16 protein-coding genes and 3 tRNA genes are annotated in these 19,312 nt (G+C 71.8%); 5 read left to right on the forward strand and 14 right to left on the reverse strand.

Annotated features, from left to right (window positions below; genetic code table 11):
• Nucleotides 1–66: 66 nt before the first annotated feature.
• Together HNR25_RS05830 and HNR25_RS05835 are read right to left on the reverse strand one after the other, a co-directional pair.
• Nucleotides 67–1,077: an NAD(P)H-dependent glycerol-3-phosphate dehydrogenase gene (locus HNR25_RS05830; protein WP_184633698.1), complete on the reverse strand. Its 1,011-nt coding sequence runs from the start codon at nucleotides 1,075–1,077 to the stop codon at nucleotides 67–69.
• Between the two features lie 31 nt (nucleotides 1,078–1,108).
• Nucleotides 1,109–1,999 carry a lysophospholipid acyltransferase family protein gene (locus HNR25_RS05835; RefSeq protein WP_184638882.1) on the reverse strand — a complete coding sequence of 297 codons (891 nt, stop codon included), beginning with the start codon at nucleotides 1,997–1,999 and terminating at the stop codon, nucleotides 1,109–1,111.
• A gap of 222 nt (nucleotides 2,000–2,221) precedes the next feature.
• On the opposite strand from HNR25_RS05835, the gene cofC reads away from it, so the two are divergent.
• The gene (gene cofC, locus HNR25_RS05840) at nucleotides 2,222–2,869 is read left to right on the forward strand and encodes a 2-phospho-L-lactate guanylyltransferase (protein ID WP_184633699.1); all 648 of its coding nucleotides are present in this window, start codon (nucleotides 2,222–2,224) and stop codon (nucleotides 2,867–2,869) included.
• A gap of 103 nt (nucleotides 2,870–2,972) precedes the next feature.
• Here cofC and HNR25_RS05845 read toward each other — a convergent pair whose 3' ends face one another.
• From HNR25_RS05845 to leuC, 3 genes are all read right to left on the reverse strand, one after another.
• Complete coding sequence (locus HNR25_RS05845) at nucleotides 2,973–3,251, reverse strand: HU family DNA-binding protein (RefSeq protein WP_184633700.1); 279 nt, start codon at nucleotides 3,249–3,251, stop codon at nucleotides 2,973–2,975.
• 297 nt (nucleotides 3,252–3,548) lie between these two features.
• Nucleotides 3,549–4,139 carry a 3-isopropylmalate dehydratase small subunit gene (gene leuD / locus HNR25_RS05850; protein WP_184633701.1) on the reverse strand — a complete coding sequence of 197 codons (591 nt, stop codon included), beginning with the start codon at nucleotides 4,137–4,139 and terminating at the stop codon, nucleotides 3,549–3,551.
• Nucleotides 4,140–4,181: 42 nt separating this feature from the next.
• Nucleotides 4,182–5,579 carry a 3-isopropylmalate dehydratase large subunit gene (gene leuC, locus HNR25_RS05855; RefSeq protein WP_184633702.1) on the reverse strand — a complete coding sequence of 466 codons (1,398 nt, stop codon included), beginning with the start codon at nucleotides 5,577–5,579 and terminating at the stop codon, nucleotides 4,182–4,184.
• Between the two features lie 205 nt (nucleotides 5,580–5,784).
• Between leuC and HNR25_RS05860 the strand changes: the two genes are divergently transcribed.
• Nucleotides 5,785–6,474 (forward strand): IclR family transcriptional regulator, encoded by a 690-nt coding sequence (locus tag HNR25_RS05860; protein ID WP_281387668.1) that lies wholly within the window; start codon nucleotides 5,785–5,787, stop codon nucleotides 6,472–6,474.
• A 905-nt stretch (nucleotides 6,475–7,379) separates the two neighbouring features.
• Here the strand turns inward: HNR25_RS05860 and HNR25_RS05865 are convergent.
• A complete protein-coding gene (locus HNR25_RS05865) occupies nucleotides 7,380–8,552 on the reverse strand; it encodes a PQQ-dependent sugar dehydrogenase (RefSeq protein ID WP_184633704.1) in 1,173 nt (390 codons plus the stop codon).
• A 124-nt stretch (nucleotides 8,553–8,676) separates the two neighbouring features.
• On the reverse strand, nucleotides 8,677–9,744 hold the full coding sequence (locus tag HNR25_RS05870; protein ID WP_184633705.1) for a TlpA disulfide reductase family protein: 1,068 nt from the start codon (nucleotides 9,742–9,744) through the stop codon (nucleotides 8,677–8,679).
• 100 nt (nucleotides 9,745–9,844) lie between these two features.
• On the opposite strand from HNR25_RS05870, the gene HNR25_RS05875 reads away from it, so the two are divergent.
• Nucleotides 9,845–10,543: a MerR family transcriptional regulator gene (locus HNR25_RS05875; RefSeq protein WP_184633706.1), complete on the forward strand. Its 699-nt coding sequence runs from the start codon at nucleotides 9,845–9,847 to the stop codon at nucleotides 10,541–10,543.
• A gap of 78 nt (nucleotides 10,544–10,621) precedes the next feature.
• Here HNR25_RS05875 and HNR25_RS05880 read toward each other — a convergent pair.
• From HNR25_RS05880 to gltX, 4 genes are all read right to left on the reverse strand, one after another.
• A tRNA-Glu gene (locus HNR25_RS05880) sits at nucleotides 10,622–10,694 on the reverse strand.
• Nucleotides 10,695–10,771: 77 nt separating this feature from the next.
• A tRNA-Glu gene (locus HNR25_RS05885) sits at nucleotides 10,772–10,844 on the reverse strand.
• A gap of 67 nt (nucleotides 10,845–10,911) precedes the next feature.
• A tRNA-Gln gene (locus HNR25_RS05890) sits at nucleotides 10,912–10,983 on the reverse strand.
• A 274-nt stretch (nucleotides 10,984–11,257) separates the two neighbouring features.
• Nucleotides 11,258–12,712 (reverse strand): glutamate--tRNA ligase, encoded by a 1,455-nt coding sequence (gene gltX / locus HNR25_RS05895; protein ID WP_184633707.1) that lies wholly within the window; start codon nucleotides 12,710–12,712, stop codon nucleotides 11,258–11,260.
• A 430-nt stretch (nucleotides 12,713–13,142) separates the two neighbouring features.
• Between gltX and HNR25_RS05900 the strand changes: the two genes are divergently transcribed.
• Nucleotides 13,143–13,796, forward strand: coding sequence for a hypothetical protein (locus HNR25_RS05900; protein ID WP_184633708.1), 654 nt, complete (start codon nucleotides 13,143–13,145; stop codon nucleotides 13,794–13,796).
• 214 nt (nucleotides 13,797–14,010) lie between these two features.
• Here the strand turns inward: HNR25_RS05900 and HNR25_RS05905 are convergent, their stop codons facing one another.
• A complete protein-coding gene (locus tag HNR25_RS05905; RefSeq protein ID WP_184633709.1) occupies nucleotides 14,011–14,811 on the reverse strand; it encodes a fumarylacetoacetate hydrolase family protein in 801 nt (266 codons plus the stop codon).
• A gap of 257 nt (nucleotides 14,812–15,068) precedes the next feature.
• On the opposite strand from HNR25_RS05905, the gene HNR25_RS05910 reads away from it, so the two are divergent.
• Nucleotides 15,069–16,019 carry a DUF3152 domain-containing protein gene (locus tag HNR25_RS05910; protein ID WP_246463526.1) on the forward strand — a complete coding sequence of 317 codons (951 nt, stop codon included), beginning with the start codon at nucleotides 15,069–15,071 and terminating at the stop codon, nucleotides 16,017–16,019.
• Nucleotides 16,020–16,070: 51 nt separating this feature from the next.
• Here HNR25_RS05910 and cimA read toward each other — a convergent pair whose 3' ends face one another.
• Together cimA and HNR25_RS05920 are read right to left on the reverse strand one after the other, a co-directional pair.
• Nucleotides 16,071–17,663: a citramalate synthase gene (cimA, locus tag HNR25_RS05915; protein ID WP_184633711.1), complete on the reverse strand. Its 1,593-nt coding sequence runs from the start codon at nucleotides 17,661–17,663 to the stop codon at nucleotides 16,071–16,073.
• Nucleotides 17,664–17,995: 332 nt separating this feature from the next.
• Nucleotides 17,996–19,114 (reverse strand): branched-chain amino acid aminotransferase, encoded by a 1,119-nt coding sequence (locus tag HNR25_RS05920; RefSeq protein WP_184633712.1) that lies wholly within the window; start codon nucleotides 19,112–19,114, stop codon nucleotides 17,996–17,998.
• Nucleotides 19,115–19,312 lie beyond the last annotated feature (198 nt).

Consider the following 19,312-nt stretch of genomic DNA (forward strand, 5'->3'; position numbering starts at 1 on the left):
TGGCGGCTTCCGTTGTCGGGCGGCTGGGGACGGGTGTGTCGGACGGGCGCGGCTGCCGGACAGGGCTCACATCCCGTAGCGCTCCGGTTTGGCCGTGCGCGACATGAACGCCGCCAGCGCCTCGGCGGGCGAGAGGTCGTGGTGCATCATCGCCACGACGGCCTCGGTGATGGGCATCTCCACGTCGGCGCTGCGGGCCAGTTCGGACACCGACTCCGAGGACTTCACACCTTCGGCGGTCTGCGAGGTTTCGGCGGCGACCTGTTCCAGCGTCATGCCCGAACCGAGCTTCTCGCCGAAGGTGCGGTTGCGCGAGAGGGGCGAGCCGCAGGTGGCCACCAGGTCGCCGAGCCCGGCGAGCCCGGCCAGCGTGTGCTCGTCGGCGCCCAGCGCCACGGCCAGCCGCACGGTCTCGGCCAGTCCGCGGGTGATCAGCGCGGCCTTGGCGTTGTCTCCGAAGCCCATTCCCACGGCTACGCCTACGGCGACGGCGATGATGTTCTTGACGGCGCCGCCCAGCTCCACGCCGATCACGTCGGTGGCGGTGTAGGGCCGGAAGTAGGCGGATTTGCACAGGTGCTGCAACCGCACGGCGGTGGGCTCGTGCGGGCAGGCCATCACGGCGGTGGCGGGCTGGCGCTCGGCGATCTCGCGGGCGAGGTTGGGGCCGGAGACCGCCGCCACCCGGTCGGCGGGCACGCCCAGGACCTCGCGCACGACCTCGCTCATCCGCCGGCAGGTGCCCAGTTCGACACCTTTCATCAGGCTGACCAGGACCGCGTCGGGTTCGATGTGCTCGTACCACTCGGCGAGGTTGCCGCGCAGCGTCTGGGACGGCACGGCCAGCACGACGTACGCGGCCCCGTGCAGCGCCTTGGCGGCGTCGGTGGTGGCCGTCAGGGCGGGGTTGAGGGCTATGCCGGGGAAGTAATCGGGGTTCTCGTGGCGCTGGTTGACGGCGTCGACGACGTCGGTGCGCCGCCCGTGGACCACGACGTCGGCGGCGCCCGCGTCCGCCACCACGTTGGCGAATGCGGTCCCCCAGGATCCGCTGCCCATCACCGCGACCTTGGTCATCTGCTACTCCCCCGTTTCGTCGCGCCGCCGCTCACCGGCGGGGCGTGCCCTCGCCGTCGGAGCCGTGCTCGCCGGCGCCGCCGTCGCCGGCCGCCTTCGCGCCGTCCTCGCCTGCGGGGCCGGCCGCTGCAGGGCCGGCGGCGGCGGGGTCGGCGGGGTCGGCCGCAGCGGAGACCTCGGGTGTCGTGGAGCCGGCTGCGGCGGTCCGGCGCCCCTTCTTCATGTCGTAGGGCTCTGCGGGCGGCACTTCGCCGCGCAGCCCGGCCTGCAGGTCGGTGATGGCGCGCATGATCTCGCCCGTTGCCTCCCGGAGCACGGTGGCGGTCATCGGTCGTCCGCGGTAGGCCGACAGGTCCACCGGGGGCCCTGCGGCCATCTGAACGCGCTTGCGGGGGAAGGGCCGCAGCTTGGCGGTGCCGTAGCGCAGCAGGTGCTGCTCGCCCCAGTGGGCCAGCGGGACGACGGGAACGCCGGCGGTCAGCGCGAGGCGGGCCACGCCGGTGCGCGCGGCCATCGGCCACAGGTCGGGGTCGCGGGTGCAGGTGCCCTCGGGGTAGAAGATCACCGAGGAGCCGTCGCGGGTGAGGGCGGTCTCGGCCTCCTGCAGCGCCTTGATGGCGTCGGTGCTGCCGCGTTTGACCGGAATCTGGCCGGTGCTGCGGGCCACGGCGCCGACCACGGGAATGCGGAAGACGCCCTCCTTGGCGGTGAAGGTCGGCCAGCGCCGCCCGGCGACGTAGAGATAGTGGGAGATGGTCAGGGGGTCGGCCATCGACAGGTGGTTGGCGGCGAGGATCACGCCGCCTTCACGCGGGATGTTGTCCTCGCCCTGCCACTCGCTCCTGGTGACCGCTCCCAGGACGGGGCGGACGATCGAGGCCACGACCGCCTTGACCCACCGGGATTCGCGCTGCTTTGCCACGGACTCCTCCGATTCGACCTTCATCGCCGCTTCCGCGCCGGCCCGACCCGCGTCGGCGAATCCGGCGGGGGCCGGCGGCCGGGTGCGGCCGGTCCAGTCTAGGCGGCCGGGAAGATGGCCCACGTCGCGCCCGTTGCAACCGGCGAGCGGGCGGGGCGGCACCCGGCGCGGGCAGCGGCCGCCGCGGGAGTGCCGAGCGATCCGCGAGCCGAGGGAGGGACGATGTCGCTACGGGACCCGGACCGGCCCTGGTCGCTGGTGATTCCGGTGAAGCGCCTGGAGCGCGCCAAGTCCCGACTGGCGGGCGCCGCTGACCTGCCGCGCTGCGAGCTCGCGCTGGCGGTGGCCTGCGACACGGTGATGGCGGCTGTGGCGGCGGAGCGGGTGGGCGCGGTGTTCGCCGTCACCGAGGACGGGCGGGCCGCGGCGGCGCTGGAGGCGCTGGGTGCGCGGGCGGTCGGCGGCGAGCCGGGCACGGGGCTCAACCCCGCGCTGGAGTACGGCGCCGCCGAGGCCGGGCGGGCGAACCCCGGGTGGGGGCGTTGCGCTCTGTCGGCCGACCTGCCCGCGCTGCGGCCGGGCGAGCTCGACGGCGTGCTCGCGCTGACGCAGGAGGCCGGGCACGCGTTCCTCAGCGACACGCCGGGGGTGGGCACCACGCTGTATGCGGCGCGGGCCGGGGCGCGATTCGCCCCGGCGTTCGAGGGCGGCTCGCGGCTGCGGCACCTCGCGGGCGGGGCGGCCGAACTGGACGGGTCGGCGGCGCCGAGTGTGCGGCGCGACGTGGACACCCCCGCCGATCTGCGCGAGGCCGCCCGGCTGGGCGTGGGGCCGCACACGGCCAAGCTGCTCGCCGGTGCCGGATGGTGAGGTCCCGCGGGCCGGAGCGGGACCGCTGCGCACGCAGAAGCGCCCGGCCCCACTGCGGGGATCCGGGCGCGACTGCGTCCTCAAGCCTCGGCTGTGCCGGGGATCACTGCTCTCCGTTCACCAGGGCCTTGAAATCGGACCCCGGGCGGAACTTCGGCACGTAGCTCGCCGGGACGTCGATAGTCGCCCCGGTAGCGGGGTTGCGGGCCTCACGAGCGGCCCGTTCGCCCCTCTCGAAGACCCCGAAGCCGGTTACGGCGACTTTCTCGCCGGATGCCACGGTCGACTGGATCGTGTCCAGCACCGCGTTGACGGCCTCGGTGGCGGTCTTCTTGTCGCCCATACGGTCAGAGATCGCGTCGATCAGGTCACGCTTGTTCATTGGTTCCTCCGGTTCCCCCTTGCTCGCACGAAATTAGGGGACAGCATGCCCTGGACACAAACACAAACGCCCCTGAATTCAGCGTGTCGGGGGGTCTTCGACCTGCGGAACGTTCTCGCGCGTCATCCGGAGGAGCCGTTCGGAGGCGCAGACAGGATCCCTTTTGACCCCTTCCGTGAAGCCCAGAAGCCTACGTATGGCGGGAATCCGGACATCCGGCGGCGGAGAGCCGGCGGCCCGTGGAGCACCGTCCGCAACCGGCGTGTCGAATCAAGGTAAAATTCCGGGATCGGCGGCCTACTGCGTGGCGGGAAGCCAAGCGTGGCGCTGCTTCTCGAACGCGTCGACGTCGTCGGTGTGACGCAGCGTGAGCGCGATGTCGTCCAGGCCCTCCATCAGCCGCCAGCGGGTGTAGTCGTCGAGCTCGAACGGCTGGACGACGTCGCCGGCGCGGACTTCGCGCTCCTGGAGGTCGACGGTCACCTGCGTGGCGGGGTCGGCCTCCACCGCCTCCCACAGCCGCTCGATGACCTCGTAGGGCAGCACGACCGCCAGCAGGCCGCCCTTGAGGGCGTTGCCGCGGAAGATGTCGCCGAAGCGCGGCGCGAGCACCGCTTTGAAGCCGTAGTCCTGCAGCGCCCAGACGGCGTGCTCGCGCGAGGAGCCGGTGCCGAAGTCGGTGTCGGCGATGAGGACGCTGCCCTGGGAGAACTCCGGCTTGTTCAGCACGAACCCGGGATCGTTGGCCCGCCAGGCGGCGAAGAGGCCGTCTTCGAACCCGGTGCGGGCGACCCGCTTGAGGTAGACGGCGGGGATGATCTGGTCGGTGTCCACGTTGCTGTGGCGCAGCGGCACGGCGCTGCCGGTGTGGACGGTGAACTTCTCCATGTGCGCTGTCAGCTCTTTCGTGCCTGTGGTTGTGCGGGCGGGCTACAGGTCGGCGGGCGAGGACAGGGTGCCCTGCACTGCGGTCGCGGCGGCCACCAGCGGCGAGACGAGGTGGGTGCGGCCGCCCTTGCCCTGGCGGCCCTCGAAGTTGCGGTTGGAGGTCGAGGCGCTGCGCTCGCCCGGCTGGAGCTGGTCGGGGTTCATCCCCAGGCACATCGAGCAGCCGGCCTCGCGCCACTCCGCGCCGGCGGCGGTGAAGACCTCGCCCAGGCCCTCGGCGTTCGCCTGCTCCTTGACCCGCATGGAGCCGGGTACGACCAGCATGCGGACACCGTCGGCGACCGTGCGGCCCTCGATGACCTCGGCGGCGGCGCGCAGGTCTTCGATGCGCCCGTTGGTGCAGGAGCCCAGGAAGACGGTGTCGATCCCGATGTCGCGCATCCGCGTGCCCGCTTCGAGGCCCATATAGGCCAGGGCCTTCTCGGCGGCGGCGCGCTCGGCGGGGTCGGCGAAGTCCTCCGGCGCGGGAACGGCGCTGTCCAGCTGCACGCCCTGTCCGGGGTTGGTACCCCAGGTGACGAACGGGCTCAGCGCGGCGGCGTCGAGGACGACCTCCTTGTCGAAGACCGCGTCCTCGTCGGTGCGCAGGCTCCTCCAGTGCTCGACGGCGGCGTCCCAGTCGGCGCCCTGGGGCGCGTGCGGGCGGCCCTGCACATAGTCGAACGTGGTCTCGTCCGGGGCGATCATCCCGGCGCGGGCGCCCGCCTCGATGGACATGTTGCAGACGGTCATCCGGGCCTCCATGGACAGCTCCCGGACGGCCCGGCCGCGGTACTCGATGACGTAGCCCTGGCCGCCGCCGGTGCCGATCTCGGCGATGACGGCGAGGATGATGTCCTTGGCCGTCACGCCGGCCGGCAGCGAGCCGTCCACGGTGACGGCCATGGTCTTGAAGGGCGGCATCGGCAGGGTCTGGGTGGCCAGGACGTGCTCGACCTGGCTGGTGCCGATCCCGAAGGCCAGTGCGCCGAAGGCGCCGTGGGTGCTGGTGTGGCTGTCGCCGCAGACCACGGTCGTACCCGGCTGGGTCAGCCCCAGCTGCGGACCGACGACGTGCACGATGCCCTGGTCGAGGTCGCCCATGGGGAACAGGCGGACCCCGAAGTCCGACGCGTTCTTGCGCAGCGTCTCGATCTGGGTGCGCGACACCTTGTCGGCGATGGGGCCGAGGATGTTCTCCGTGGGGACGTTGTGGTCCTCGGTGGCGATGGTCAGATCCGGACGCCGCACGCGCCGACCGGCCAGGCGGAGCCCTTCGAACGCCTGCGGACTGGTGACCTCGTGGACGAGGTGCAGGTCGATGTAGAGCAGGTCGGGCTCTCCGTCGGCACGCCGGACGACGTGCTCCTCCCATACCTTTTCGGCCATCGTGCGAGCCATGTGCGACGCCTCCTCGCGTCTCGTCACTTCACTGGAGGGTCCCTCTCGCCGCCGCGGGCCGCCGCAGCTCCGGCGGCGGCATCGCACCGGTTCGCGCGGCGGAACGCAGCACGTCGGACGATTTGCATTCCAAATAGCGAGACGGCAATATCAAGCCATGGACAACTCTAACCCATCCAGCGGCGTCGGCGTGCTCGATAAGACGATGTCGGTGCTCGACGCGCTGGAATCGGGCCCGGCTTCGCTGGCCCAGCTCGTCCGGACCACCGGCCTGGCCCGCCCCACCGCCCACCGGCTCGCCGTCGCCCTGGAGCGCCACCGCATGGTCACCCGGGACAGCCAAGGCCGGTTCGTGCTGGGGCCGCGGCTGGGCGAGCTGTCCATCGCCACCGGCGAGGACCGGCTGCTGGCGGTCGCTTCGCCCGTGCTGGTGCAGTTGCGCGACCTCACCGGCGAAAGCGCCCAGCTCTACCGCCGCCAGGGCGACGTGCGCGTGTGCGTGGCGGCCGCCGAGCGCACCAGCGGGCTGCGCGACACGGTTCCGGTGGGCAGCGAACTGCCGATGGCCGCCGGGTCGGCGGCCCAGGTACTGCTGGCGTGGGAGGACAGCGAACGCATCCGGCGCGTTCTGGTCAGCGCCAAATTCACCGGCAACAGTCTGGCGCAGGTGCGCCGCCGCCGGTGGGCGCAGAGTGTGGGCGAACGCGAGCAGGGTGTGGCTTCGGTGTCGGCACCGATCTCCGGGCCCGGCGGGCGGGTGATCGCGGCGGTGTCGGTATCGGGGCCCATAGAGCGGCTCACGCGCGCGCCCGGGCGACTGCACGCCCAGGCGGTCGCCTCGGCGGCGGAGAAGATCAACGAGGCCCTGCACGCCCAGGACTCGGTTCCCAAATGACGGGAACGGGAAAATGCGACGCGTTTCACGGTGTCCGTTTTCGGACAATCGCCCTCGCCTCGCAGTAGCCGAACCGCTGCCGCGCCGCTCTCGTGGCGCGGCGGGGCCTCCTGCTACCTCGTACGGATACGCCGAATTCCCCGTTTCCGTTCGTTCGCCGTTGCCGCTGGGCGGCCGCCGCATACGCGACGCCGCCCCGGCTCGCACGTACGTTCCGCGATGGGGCAGACGAGCGCGAAGCGGGAGGCGTCACGCTCTATTCGGTCGAGGTGGCGTCGGCGGAGAACCGACTGAGCAGAAAGAACTCCCCCTCGGCGCACACCCGATCGCCCGCGACTGCGGGCGCCCCTGCCACACCGGCAGCGGAACCGGCGACGGCGAAGACGTCCGGTGGACGGTCACCGAGGGCGATCGCCTGCACGTGCTGGAGCGCAGAACGCGCAACGCCGATGGCTGCATGATCCCGTACTACGGCGACGACGAGATCATCGTGCCCTGCGGAATCAGCGCAGAAATCAGCAGGTCACAACTTTCGGATCTCCGCATGGATCGGGTCCTCGACTGCGAACTCCAGGCCACCCGGAATCCCGGCGGCCTGGATCGCCGAGAACCACAGCGACAACAGCGAATCCGTCGCCTTCCAGGTTTCTCCGAAACGGGAATTCTCCGACGTGCGGAGCATCGTGTCGCCGGGCGGTGGCCGGCACGGGCAGCCCGGGTTCGGACGCCGTCTTCGTCGCCAAGAAGGCGACGGCCGCGGGCGAGGCGGCCCCTCTCTCCGGCGGAGAACCGCCGGCGGAGCTGTTCGAGGCCGATACGATCCTCGGCCTCTACGGGCCGGATCCCTCACCGGGCCGCTACGTCGAGCTGTCCCGACGAAGCACGGGGCCGCGACGGCGGCGTTCTCACCCCTCCAGCGGGATGCGCAGGATGCGGTCGTCCTCCTCTGCGGGGTCGCCGCGGGAGTCGCGGTTGCTGGTGCTGACCAGCAGATCGCCGCCGCCGGAGACCGGGGTGACGGTGCGCAGCCGACCGTAGTCGCCCGTGAACAGCGCCTCCGGCTCGCCCGCGGGGTCGCCCTCGGATCCGGTGAGCGGAACGCGCCAGATGCGCTCTCCGCGCAGCGCCGCCACCCACAGGGAGTTTCCCGCGATCGCCGCGCCGCTGGGCGAGGCCTCCTCGACGCTCCAGGTGACGACGGGGTCGATGAACTCGTCCGGCGCGTTGTCGCCGCCGGTTCCCTCGACCTCGGGCCAGCCGTAGTTGCCCCCCGCCTCGATGACGTTGACCTCGTCCACACGGTCCTGGCCGAACTCCGTCGCGAACAGGGTTCCGTCGGCATCCCAGGCCAGGCCCTGGACGTTGCGGTGGCCGTAGCTGTAGACGAGGTCGTCGAACGGGTTTCCGTCGACCGGATCCCCGTCGGGGGTCATGCGCAGGATCTTGCCGCCGAGGCTGTCGGTGTCCTGGGATCGGGTGCCGTCGCCGGCGTCGCCGGTGGCGGCGAAGAGCATCCCGTCGGGACCGAAGGCGATCCTGCCGCCGTTGTGGAAGGCCGCGCTGGGGATACCCTCGACCAGCGTCCGGGACTCGCCGAGCGAAGGCGGACCGCCGCCGGAGCGGTCCAGCGCGAACCGGGCGATGCGGTTGCCGGAGTCGGCGGTGAAGTAGGCGAACAGTTCCTCGGGCCGCTCCTGACCGGGGCGCACGGCGATGCCCAGCAGGCCGCCCTCACCCTGTCCGCTCGCCGCGCCGACCGTGCCGACCTCGGCGGTCGCGCCGTCGGGGCTCATCCGCAGGATGCGGCCGGAGTCGCGCTCGGAGACCAGGGCGCCTCCGCCCGGAAGCGCCGCCACTCCCCACGGGACCTCCAGGCCGGTGGCCACGGTCTCCGGTTCGCCGGGCGGGACCATGCGCGTCGAGGCCTCCCCCTCCCCACTCGGCGGCGCCCCGCCGCCGTACCCGCCGGGACCGCCGTCGCCGTCGCAGGCGCCGGCGGCGAGCAGGACGGCGGCGGCGCAGGCCCGGGCGCGCAACCGGCGCCGCCCACAGCCGGGCGGATTCCGCGCGTGTTCCATACTGCGTTACTGCCCATCCGCGGCCGCACTCCAACGGACCGCAATCGACCGCCTGCGGCTGCCGCTCGCCGGCGCCGACGCCGACAGAGGAATCCTTCCGGCACCCCCGGGCGGTTCGCGGCGGTCATACCTGCGCTCGGTCGGCCGCAAGGGGCCGGTGGATCGGGATTCCGGCGGCATCGAGCTCGTCGCGCAGGGCGAAGTAGGCGTCCCCGAACGGGTCCTCGCCACGCAGGCCCATCAGGCCGCGGCGGACGGCGACGTCGTGCGGAGCCAGTTCGGCGGCACGGGTGTAGTGGCGGTCGGCGGCGCCGGAGGCACCGCGCCGGTGCAGCTCGACGGCGAGGCGGGCGTGGGCGCGGGCGCGCCCGCCCTCGTCCCCGGGAACGCGGAAGCCGGGAGCGGTGCCGGCCCCGCCGAGGCCGGTTTCGTCCTCGTGCACCCAGCGGCGCAGCGCACCCAGGGACGCCTCGGCGCTGAGACCGTTCATCTCCTGGAACAGGTCGGTGGCGACCTGGCTGTCCTGCGGTCGGGCGACGGCGCCGGCCTCGTCGATCCACACCACGGTGGGCACGTTGACGACGTCGTAGAGCGCGGCCGCCTCCCCCTCGGTGTCGACGAGGGCGGGGTGGTCGGGCGCGGCCTCGTCGATCCACGGGCGGGCGTCGCCGGCGTCGCGGTCCATGGCGACGGTGACGACGGTCAGTCCGTGCGGGGAGAGTTCGCTGTGGCGCTCCTGCCAGGCCGGAAGGTCGTAGCGGCAGCCGCACCAGGACGCCCACATCACCAGGGCGACCTTGCGGCCGCGGTAGTCGCTGAGGCGGTGGGCCCTGCCGTCGCGATCGCGGAGTTCGACGTCGGGTGCCGCACCCGCGTGCGCGGGGGTCCGGGGCATGGGCACCACGGCCAGCAGCCCGTGGTCGTGGTCGGCTACCGCGAGGCGCCCCTGCAGCTTCGCGAAGGCGCCGACGTCGACGCGGTCGGCGTGCTCGACGCCGGCGGCCGCTGCGGCCGGGATGCAGGCGTCGCCGCGGCACCAGCCGCGGGGGCGGCGCTCCCAGCCGAGTACGGGCCGGTCCAGCGGTGCGAACAGGCGCCGCTCGGCGCTCGGTGCCGTTCCGGCGGCTATCGGCTCCGGTTCGGCCTCCAGTACATCGGCGCTGTCGCCGCCGAGGACCGTGTAGTGCTGCATGCCGCCTCCCGTGGGCCCGCATTCGGATAGTGCAACTCTCCAATATTGGAGAGTAGTACTATCCAATGGAGTCGACAAGAGGCGGGAGAACACGGCAGGGATGCGGATCTCCGAGTTGAGCGAGCGCAGCGGCGTCCCCGTGGCGACGGTCAAGTACTACCTGCGCGAGGAGCTGCTACCCAAGGGCGAAGCGGTATCGGCCACGCAGGCGCGCTACACCGAGGAGCACCTCAAGCGGCTGCGCCTGGTGCGGGCGCTGGCGGAGGTGGCCGAGATCCCGCTCGGACGCATCCGCGCCGTCCTCCAGGCGGTCGACGACCCCGAGCTGGACCTGCACACCTTGCTGGGCGTCGCCCAGTACGCCTTCACACGGCCGGCGGCGGAGCCCGCCGCCGACGACCCCGCCTGGCAGCGCGCCGAGCGCCGCACCGCCGAACTGCTGGCCGAGCTCGGATGGCAGGCCGGCGACGCTTCCCCCGCGCGCGGGCGCCTCGTCCGGGCCGTCGCGGCACTGGAGCGGCTGGACGCCCCGCCGTCCCCGGAGACGCTGCACGGCTACGCGGCCGCCGCGCACCGCACCGCCGAGCTGGACTTGGATCGCGTCGACCCGGTGATGCCGCGCGACGAGACCGTGCAGAGGGTGGTGACGACGTCGGCGCTGATGGAGCAGACCCTGTCCGCACTTCGCCTGCTCGCTCAGGAGGACGAGTCGGCACGCAGATTCGGCGGTACCCCGGGCCGCGGTTCCCGGCCGCAGGGCCGGGGCGCCCCCGACGACGGCGGCGCGGACGGGGACTGAAGGCGCCGGCTCGGCGGCGCGCGTCGGCCCGGAAACACAAAACGGCCCCCGCCCGCAGGCGGAGGCCGTTCCGATCTGTACCCCTGAGCGGATTCGAACCGCCGTTACCGCCTTGAGAGGGCGGCGTCCTAGGCCACTAGACGACAGGGGCTCCGGTCGCACAGAACCGTGCAGTCCTGCTTTCCGCAGTAAAAAAGCCCCCGCATAGCGGGAGCTTATCCCTCTGCGTACCCCCGAGCGGATTCGAACCGCCGTTACCGCCTTGAGAGGGCGGCGTCCTAGGCCACTAGACGACGGGGGCCTGGATCGCTCTATGGCGACCGGACCGAGAACGGTCCGTCACGGCGTCCGCTCAGCGGATGCCACTGCTGGGGTACCAGGACTCGAACCTAGACTAACTGAACCAGAATCAGTCGTGCTGCCGATTACACCATACCCCAGTGCTTTCGGAGGCGGGGATCCGTTCGCCGGTCCCTTTCCCCCTCGGCGCAGGAAATACTCTAGCGGACATCGGGAGTGCTCGCGAATCGGTGGTCGAACCCGGGGGCCGCGGCACCACACACCCTGCGTCATCCCAGGTCATCGCATCACACGGAAACCGGTTCGACCCCGCGCGGGCCCGCACGCGCCGCCGAGGCGGCCGTGCGGGCCCGTGTGACCGTGCCCACGCTCGTGGTCGCAGCGCACGCCGGCGCGATCCGGGCGCCGCGGCGCTCACTCCGCCGCCGCAGCCGTCCCCGCCTCTTCGGCGCGCACGCGCTCCAGCGCCGCGTCGATGCGCACCAGAGTGCGCTCGCGGCCCAGCGCCTGCAGCGACTCGAACAGCGGCAGGCCCACGGTGCGCCCGGTGACCGCCACCCGCACCGGCGCCTGGGCCTTGCCGAGTTTGAGGCCCAGCTCGGTGCCCGCCGCCTCCAGTTCGGCGCGCAGCGCCTCGGGCTCCCAGGGCAGGGCCGGGTCGGCCAACCGCTCGCGGGCGGCGGCCAGCATCGGCGCCGCGGTCTCCGGCTTCATCGCCTTGGACCAGCTCTTGGCGTCCTCCACCGGCTCGTCCAGGAACAGGAAGTCGACGTTGGCCGTGATCTCGCCGAGCACGGCCACCCGGCTCTGGGCCAGCGGGGCGATGGCGCGGAAGGCGTCCTCGTCGTAGTTCTCCTGCGGCCACGGCGCCGCCTCGGGGTCCAGCCACGGCCGGCAGCGGTCGACGAAGTCCTCGACCTCCAGCGCGCGGATGTATTCGCCGTTGAAGGCGCGCAGCTTCTTCTCGTCGAAGAACGCGCTCGCGCTGTTGACGTCGGAGACCGCGAACAGCGGCTCCATCTCGGACCACGGCATGATCTCGCGGTCCTCACCGGGCGACCACCCCAGCAGCATCAGGTAGTTGACCATCGCCTCGGGCAGGAAGCCTTCGTCCCGGTAGGTCTCCAGGGCCACCTTGTCGCGGCGCTTGGACAGCTTCTGGCGCTTCTCGTTCACGATCACCGGCAGGTGCGCCCACGCCGGCGCGGTGTGGCCCAGCGCCTGCCACAGCAACTGCTGCTTGGGGGTATTGGACAGGTGCTCCTCGCCCCGGATGACCCGGTTGATACCCATTTCGACGTCGTCGACGACGTTGGCCAGCACGAACAGCGGGGATCCGTCGGCACGCGCGACGACGAAGTCCTCGATCGAGGCGTGGTCGAACTCCACCCGGCCGCGGATCGCGTCATCGACCACCGTCGGCCCGCCCTCGGGCACCCGGAACCGCAGCGCCCGGCCCGGGCCGGGCTCCAGGGCGCGGTCGCGGCAGAAGCCGTCGTAGCCCAGGTTGGGGTTGTCGCGCCGGGCCTGCACCTGTTCGCGGGTGCAATCGCAGTAGTAGGCGCGCCCCTCCTGATAGAGCCGCTCGGCGGTCTCGCGGTGCTTTCCGGCGTAGTCCGACTGGAAGTAGGGGCCTTCGAAGTGCGGATCGGCGTCGCCGATACCCAGCCAGGCCAGCGCCTGGAGGATGCCCTCGGTCCATTCCGGCTTGTTGCGTGCGGCATCGGTGTCCTCGATGCGCAGCACGAACCTGCCCTCGTCCTGCTGCCGGGCCAGCGCCCAGTTGAACAGCGCAGACCGCGCCCCGCCGACGTGGAACATCCCCGTCGGCGACGGTGCGAAGCGCACGCGAATCGGATTCTCAGTCACACGTCCCAGCGTATCGGGGACGCCGGTGAGCCGCGGCGGCGTGCAGGATCGGGGGCGGGGTCCGGGAACCACGCCTCGGATGCGGTCGGCAGAACCCGGCGTCGAAGACGCATCCGGCCGGTCCTCGTCGACCGGTAGGGGCGGCCGAGGCCACGCGTCGGAATCCGGTGAAGAAACTCGGCACCCGTTTCGGGCACGCACGCGCTTCATGGATTCCGGCAGCCACGATTCGGCACGCCGCTCCTCCAGCATGACCGTTCACGGGTGTGTCTCGGATTCAGGAATAACAGGCGTGTCCACAGCATCCGGAAAACCCCAGCGGTCCCCTTTTCGGGCCGGGAACGGCAGGCTCCGGCGGCCTATCCCCGCGACCTCGCTCCCGACCGCCGGTGCCACCAGCATCCAGCCCTCATACGGTTAGGGTTCTTCCATGGAGGAACCGACCCCCCATCCGCTCCACCGCAGACTCGTGCGGATGCAGCTTGGATTCCAGAGTCGGCCGCTGCGAACGGCCCTGGTCGCCGGCGTCCTCAGCGGAGTCCTGTTCGGTGCCGCCACCGGACTGCTCGAGGGAACCGGCCAGATGACACCGTCGGTCGAGGGTGGGGCTGAGCTCGCCTGGTCGGCGTGGGCCGTGGGCACGGTCGGCGGGGTGTGCTTCGGCGTGTTGATGACCGTCTTCTACTGGCGGTCCGCCCGCCGGCTCGACGCCGCACCCTTGCCGCCGGAGACCGACCCCGACGCACTCATCGCTGCGCGCCGGCGGCTGCGCCAAGGGCGTCGTAGCCACGCCCCGGAGGTCGACGGGCTCGTCGTCCATCTGGCCGCGCAGATGAGCGCGGCCAAACGCTGGTCCGATCCGCGGTGGCTCGCCTGGTTCTGCGGCGTCACCTTCACCCTCGGGCTCGGCTCCAACATCGCCGCGATCCTGCTCGCTCCGCAGGACGTGCAATGGGTGCATGTTGTCGGCGCAATCCTGTTCGGATCGCATTTGTGCGCCCTGCCGTGGGCGGTGCGCTCGGCACGGCGAGCGCGCTCGCTCGCTGAGAGCATCGGGGGATCCGAACGCACCGACGAGCGGTGAGGGCCTGTCGGAGCGACAACGCGCACCGGCGGGCCGCCCCTTGGACAGGTACGCGGTGTAGGAGCCGTCAGTCAGCCGCCTGCGTGCCGGTCACGTCCGGGCGACTGCCGTCAATCGCACTGCGGCGGTAGCCGCCCCCACGCCCCAGGGCCCCGACCGGCGGTGCAGCCGTCGGCCAGGCAGCCCCGGATCGAGAACACCGGGCCACTGCCGATCACTCCCGGGTGATCACCCGGTTGGACAGCTCGCCGACGCGCTCGACCGCGACGCTCATCTCGGAACCGACCTCCACCGGACCGACGCCGGCGGGGGTGCCGGTGAGCAGGACGTCGCCCGGCAGCAGGGTCATGAACGAGCTGACGTAGGAGATCACCGCGGGGATGTCGTGGATGAACCGCGAGGTGCGGCCGTCCTGGCGGACCTCCCCGTCGACGGTAGTGGTCACCCGCAGGTCGCTCGCCTCTTCCAGGGAGAGTCCGGTCTCGATCCACGGGCCGATCGGGCAGAACGAGTCGAAGCCCTTGCCGCGGGTCCACTGCTTGTCGGACTTCTGCAGATCGCGCGCCGTGACGTCGTTGGCCACGGTGTAGCCGAAGACGACCTCCGCGGCACGCTCGCGCGGAACCTCGCGGCACGGGCGGGAGATCACCACGGCGAGCTCGCCTTCGAAGTCCACCCGCTGGGAGATCGGCGGGTAGAACACCGGGTCGCCCGGACCGGTGACCGCCGTCGAGGGCTTGAGGAAGACCACCGGCTCCTCGGTGCTCTCACCGGTGATGTCGCTCATCTCGGCGACGTGGTCGGCGTAGTTCTTGCCGATGCACACCACCTTGCTCGGCAGCACCGGCGACAGCAGCCGCACGTCCTCGACCTTGGCGCGTTCCCCCGTGAGCTGGATCTGCCCCATCAGCGGATGCCCGCTGATCCGCGACACGTACTCCTGGCCGTTCTCCTCGTCGGTGTCGATCAAGCCGTACCCGACATCGTCGCTCACGGAGAATCTTGCGATGCGCACGTCTGCTGCCTGCCTGTTCTTGCCGATTCGACAGTCCTTCGTCCGCGACCAGCGTACCCAGGTGCGCGGCGGGCGGCGGCGTATCCGGACCCCGGAGGGACTCCGCAAGACGGGACGGCACGCGCTTTTCAGTCACAATGGACACGACATGGTTTCCTCGCCGCTTCTGCGATCCTGGAACCGCTTCCGGAAGCCGCCGCCGCGCCGCCCGGAGCCGCCTCGGTCTACCGCCGTCCACCCGCAGAAAGGCCCACCGCTTGTCCCCGTCCTCTGGGAACTCCGACCGCAGCCTCCGCGAATCGCGTAGCCGGCGGCGCACCGGACTCGCGCTGCTGCTCGGCCTGGTCGTGCTCGCCGCCGGAACCGGCCTGCTCGTCGTGGACCGGCAGGCGCCGCAGGTGCTGACGGGAGACGATGCCGGCAGCGCCACCGGCGGCGCGCAATCCGGCGGCTCCGGTTCCGGCTCCGCATCGGCCACCGCCACGGCGCCGCAGCCGTCCGGGGACGGCGACGCGCCGGATTCCGGTGGCACCGGCGGCGGATCCGGCGGCGGCGACGCGTCGACCGCCACGCCGGCCGAGGAGCGGACCGGCGGGCAGCCGGAGGAAGAGGGAACGGATACGCCCGCACCGCAGGACCGCCCCTCCGACGAGGAGCTTCCCGCGGTGATGGGCTCGGTCGAGGACGAAGTCGACGAAGCCGGCGGCGAACTGGAAGTCGTCCCCGGCGAAAGCGACCCCGCCGGCGAGGGGCCGCGGACGCGCTACACCGTCGAGGTCGAGGAGGGCCTGCCCGGCGACGCGGCCGACTTCGCCGCCGCCGTCGAGCAGATCCTGGCCGACGAGCGCGGCTGGCGCGGCGAGGACGGGATCTCGATGCAGCGCGTGGACGGGGAGCACCCCGACTTCCGGGTGGCGCTGGCCGCCCCCGAGACCGTCGACCGGATGTGCGCCCCGCTGCAGACCATGGGCCGTGTCTCCTGCACCACGAACGACCGGGCGATCATCAACCAGAACCGGTGGGTCTCGGGCGTGGAGCACTTCGACGGCGACCTGCGCACCTACCGGATCTACGTGATCAACCACGAGGTCGGCCACGCACTGGGCCGCGGCCACGTCTCCTGCCCCGGGCCGGGTGAACCGGCGCCGGTCATGCAGCAGCAGACCTTCGGCCTGCAGGGCTGCGAGCCCAACGGCTGGGTGCAGTGAAGCCCCGGTCCCGCGCCGGGCCTGCGGCCGCCGGTCGAAGCCGCGCCGGGGTCAGTCCTGCGGGTAGCCCTGGCGCAGCAGGCCGTAGGACATCGCGTCCTTGAGCGCGATCCAGGAGGCGTCGATGACGTTCTCCCCGACCCCGACCGTGGTCCACTCGCCGCGGCCGTCGCCGAAGGTCACCAGGATGCGGGTGACCGCGCCGGTACCGGAGTTGCCTTCGAGGATGCGCACCTTGTAATCGGTCAGCTCCAACCCCGCCAGCGCCGTGTAGACGCCTTCCATCGCGCTGCGCAGCGCCCGGTCCAGCGCGTTGACCGGACCGTTGCCTTCGGCGGTGGCGATCACGCGCTCGCCCTTGACCTGCAGCTTCACGGTGGCTTCGCTGACCGCCTCGCCGGCGCGGTCGCCGCCGCGGCGCTCAGAGATCACCCGCCAGGACTCGGCCTCGAAGTAGCGCACCGGGCTGTCCAGCTCCTCGCGCAGCAGCAGCTCCAGGGACGCGTCGGCCGCCTCGAAGCTGTAGCCGCTCTGCTCCAGCTCCTTGATCCGGTCCACCAGCCGCCCCAGCAGTTCGCGGTCGCCGGACAGGTCGAAGCCCAGTTCCCGGGCCTTGAGCTCGATGGAGGCGCGCCCGGCCATGTCCGAGACCAGCATCCGCATGTCGTTGCCCACCAGCGCCGGGTCGGTGTGCTGGTAGAGGTCGGGGTCGACCTTGATGGCCGAGGCGTGCAGCCCGGCCTTGTGCGCGAAGGCCGAGATCCCCACGTAGGGCTGGTGGGTCGACGGCGAGATGTTGACGATCTCGGCGACGGCCTGGGAAACGCGGGTCATCCGCGCCAGGCAGCCTTCCGGGAGGACGTCGCGGCCCTGCTTCAGCGCCAGCGCCCCCACGACCGAGAACAGGTTGGCGTTGCCCACCCGCTCGCCGTAGCCGTTGGCGGTGCACTGCACGTGCGTGGCGCCGGCTTCGACGGCGGCCAGCGTGTTGGCCACGGCGCAGCCGGTGTCGTCCTGAGCGTGGATGCCCAGCCGCGCGCCGGAGGCCGCGGCGACCTCGCCGACGATGCGGGTGATGTCGGCGGGCAGCATCCCGCCGTTGGTGTCGCAGAGCACGACGACGTCGACGCCGGCCTCGGCGGCGGCGCGCACGACGCTGACGGCGTAGTCGGGGTCGTAGAGGTAGCCGTCGAAGAAGTGCTCGCAGTCGAGGAAGACGCGCCTTCCGTGCTCGCGCAGATGGCCGACGGTGTCGGCGATCATCGCGAGGTTCTCCTCACCGGTGGTGCGCAGCGCGCGCTCCACGTGGCGGATGTCGCTTTTGGCGACCAGGGTGACCACGGGAGCGCCCGAGTCGCGCAGCGCGGCGACCTGAGGGTCGTCGGCCGCCTGCACGCCCGCCCGGCGGGTCGCGCCGAACGCGCACAGCTGCGCGTGCTCCAGGTCGAGCTCGTGTGAAGCCCGCTGGAAGAACTCGGTGTCCTTGGGGTTCGCCCCCGGCCATCCGCCTTCGATGAAGCGCACGCCGAACTCGTCGAGCAGCGAGGCGATGGCGAGCTTGTCGGCGACGGTCAGGTTGACGCCCTCGCGCTGGGCCCCGTCGCGCAGCGTCGTGTCGAAGACGTGGAAACTGTCGTCAGGCATGGGTGCGAACTCCCGGGTGTGTGCTGTCGTTGTCGCGGCCCCGCCGGCGGCAATAAAAAAGACCCCTCGTGGACACGAGAGGTCGGCGCGCTGGCGGGGGTCCGTTTTCAGCCAGCGCGCCTCACGATAATGATCACCTGAGACGGCACGTTCGCCAGTCTGCCACAGGTGCGCGCCGGAGTCCGAATAATCGACAGATACGTCTCAGGGAATGAGACATCGCGGTGTCGTAGCCGGTATGCGGCGGGATGTCTGCGTGAGCGGAATCCGTATGCGTAGGGGCAGCGGCCTCCGGGGCGGGCCGACTCGTGCGCCCGCCCCGGGGCGGCGCGCTATGCGAACGTGCGGACCCAGCCGTGGGTGTCGGCGCGCGTCCCGTACTGCAGGGCGACGAGTTCCTCGCGCAGGCCCATGGTGACCGGGCCCGCCTGGCCGTCGCCGACGGTGAACTCGGTTCCGCGGCCCTTGACGTGGCCGACGGGGGTGATCACCGCGGCCGTTCCGCACGCGAAGACCTCGGTGAGCTCGCCGCTCAGGGCGGCCCGGCGCCACTCGTCGGTGGAGACGGCGCCCTCCTCGGCGGGGAAGCCCAGTTCGGGGCCGAGAGTCAGCAGCGAGTCGCGGGTGATGCCCGGCAGCAGCGTCCCGGTCAGCGCGGGTGTCACCATCCGCGCCTCGTCGCCCGACCCGAAGACGAAGAACAGGTTCATCCCGCCCATCTCCTCGACCCAGCGGTGCTCCTTGGCGTCGAGCCACACCACCTGGTCGCAGCCCTGCTGCACGGCCTGGGACTGGGCCACGAAGCTGGAGGCGTAGTTGCCGGCGAACTTGGCCTCGCCGGTTCCGCCGGGCGCCGCGCGGGTGTAGTCGTCGCTCAGCCACACCGAGACCGGCTTGATGCCGCCGCTGAAGTAGGGCCCCGAAGGCGAGGCGATGAGCACGAACCGGTAGCTGCGCGAAGGGTGGTTGACCCCGAGGCCGACGTCGGTGGCGAACATGAACGGCCGCAGGTACAGGCTGCTGTTGGGCTGGGAGGGGATCCACTCGGAGTCGTGGCGCAGCAGGGTCTCGATCGCGCCGAGGAACAGTTCCTCGGGCAGTTCGGGCATCGCCATGCGGCGCGCGCTGCGGTTGAGCCGCGCGGCGTTGGCCTCCGGGCGGAAGCAGGCGACCTCGCCGCCGGGGTGGCGGTAGGCCTTCAGGCCTTCGAAGATCTCCTGGGCGTAGTGCAGGGAAGCGGTGGCCGGATCGAGCGTCAGCGGACCGTAGGGCTCCAGACGCGGGGCGTACCAGCCGTTGCCCTCCATGTAGTCGATGGTGACCATGTGATCGGTGAACACGGTCCCGAACCCGGGATCGCCCAGCAGTCGCTCGCGCTCCTGCGGGGTCTTCCGCTGGGCCGAGAGCCGGACGTCGAACGTCAACCCGCTTGTGGTGGTGCTGCTGTTCATTGGGTCAGGTCCTCTCCGTACATCGGGGCGGCCGCACTGCCGCCCCGGATTCCAGTGTGACGGAAACGACGCACCCGCGGCCATAGGACCCCGCAGGCCGCCGCGCGGCCGGGGGCCGGCCCAGGCGGGGCCGGCGGGCATCCGGCGGTGCGGCGGAGCGGACGAACGGCGACGGCGGGCGCGCCGGTCGATCGGCAC

It is taken from the genome of Streptomonospora salina (genome assembly GCF_014204715.1).
In the GTDB taxonomy this organism is placed as follows: Bacteria; Actinomycetota; Actinomycetes; order Streptosporangiales; family Streptosporangiaceae; genus Streptomonospora; species Streptomonospora salina.

What these genes read in the sequence shown, in the direction of transcription:
- HNR25_RS05900 (WP_184633708.1), top strand. Translation starts at nt 13,143, where the DNA reads ATGGAGGAACCGACCCCCCATCCGCTCCACCGCAGACTCGTGCGGATG.
- HNR25_RS05860 (WP_281387668.1), top strand. Translation starts at nt 5,785, where the DNA reads ATGTCGGTGCTCGACGCGCTGGAATCGGGCCCGGCTTCGCTGGCCCAG.
- leuC (WP_184633702.1), bottom strand. Translation starts at nt 5,579, where the DNA reads ATGGCTCGCACGATGGCCGAAAAGGTATGGGAGGAGCACGTCGTCCGG.
- HNR25_RS05845 (WP_184633700.1), bottom strand. Translation starts at nt 3,251, where the DNA reads ATGAACAAGCGTGACCTGATCGACGCGATCTCTGACCGTATGGGCGAC.
- cimA (WP_184633711.1), bottom strand. Translation starts at nt 17,663, where the DNA reads ATGCCTGACGACAGTTTCCACGTCTTCGACACGACGCTGCGCGACGGG.
- leuD (WP_184633701.1), bottom strand. Translation starts at nt 4,139, where the DNA reads ATGGAGAAGTTCACCGTCCACACCGGCAGCGCCGTGCCGCTGCGCCAC.
- HNR25_RS05865 (WP_184633704.1), bottom strand. Translation starts at nt 8,552, where the DNA reads ATGGAACACGCGCGGAATCCGCCCGGCTGTGGGCGGCGCCGGTTGCGC.
- HNR25_RS05920 (WP_184633712.1), bottom strand. Translation starts at nt 19,114, where the DNA reads ATGAACAGCAGCACCACCACAAGCGGGTTGACGTTCGACGTCCGGCTC.
- HNR25_RS05875 (WP_184633706.1), top strand. Translation starts at nt 9,845, where the DNA reads ATGCGGATCTCCGAGTTGAGCGAGCGCAGCGGCGTCCCCGTGGCGACG.
- cofC (WP_184633699.1), top strand. Translation starts at nt 2,222, where the DNA reads ATGTCGCTACGGGACCCGGACCGGCCCTGGTCGCTGGTGATTCCGGTG.
- HNR25_RS05870 (WP_184633705.1), bottom strand. Translation starts at nt 9,744, where the DNA reads ATGCAGCACTACACGGTCCTCGGCGGCGACAGCGCCGATGTACTGGAG.
- HNR25_RS05830 (WP_184633698.1), bottom strand. Translation starts at nt 1,077, where the DNA reads ATGACCAAGGTCGCGGTGATGGGCAGCGGATCCTGGGGGACCGCATTC.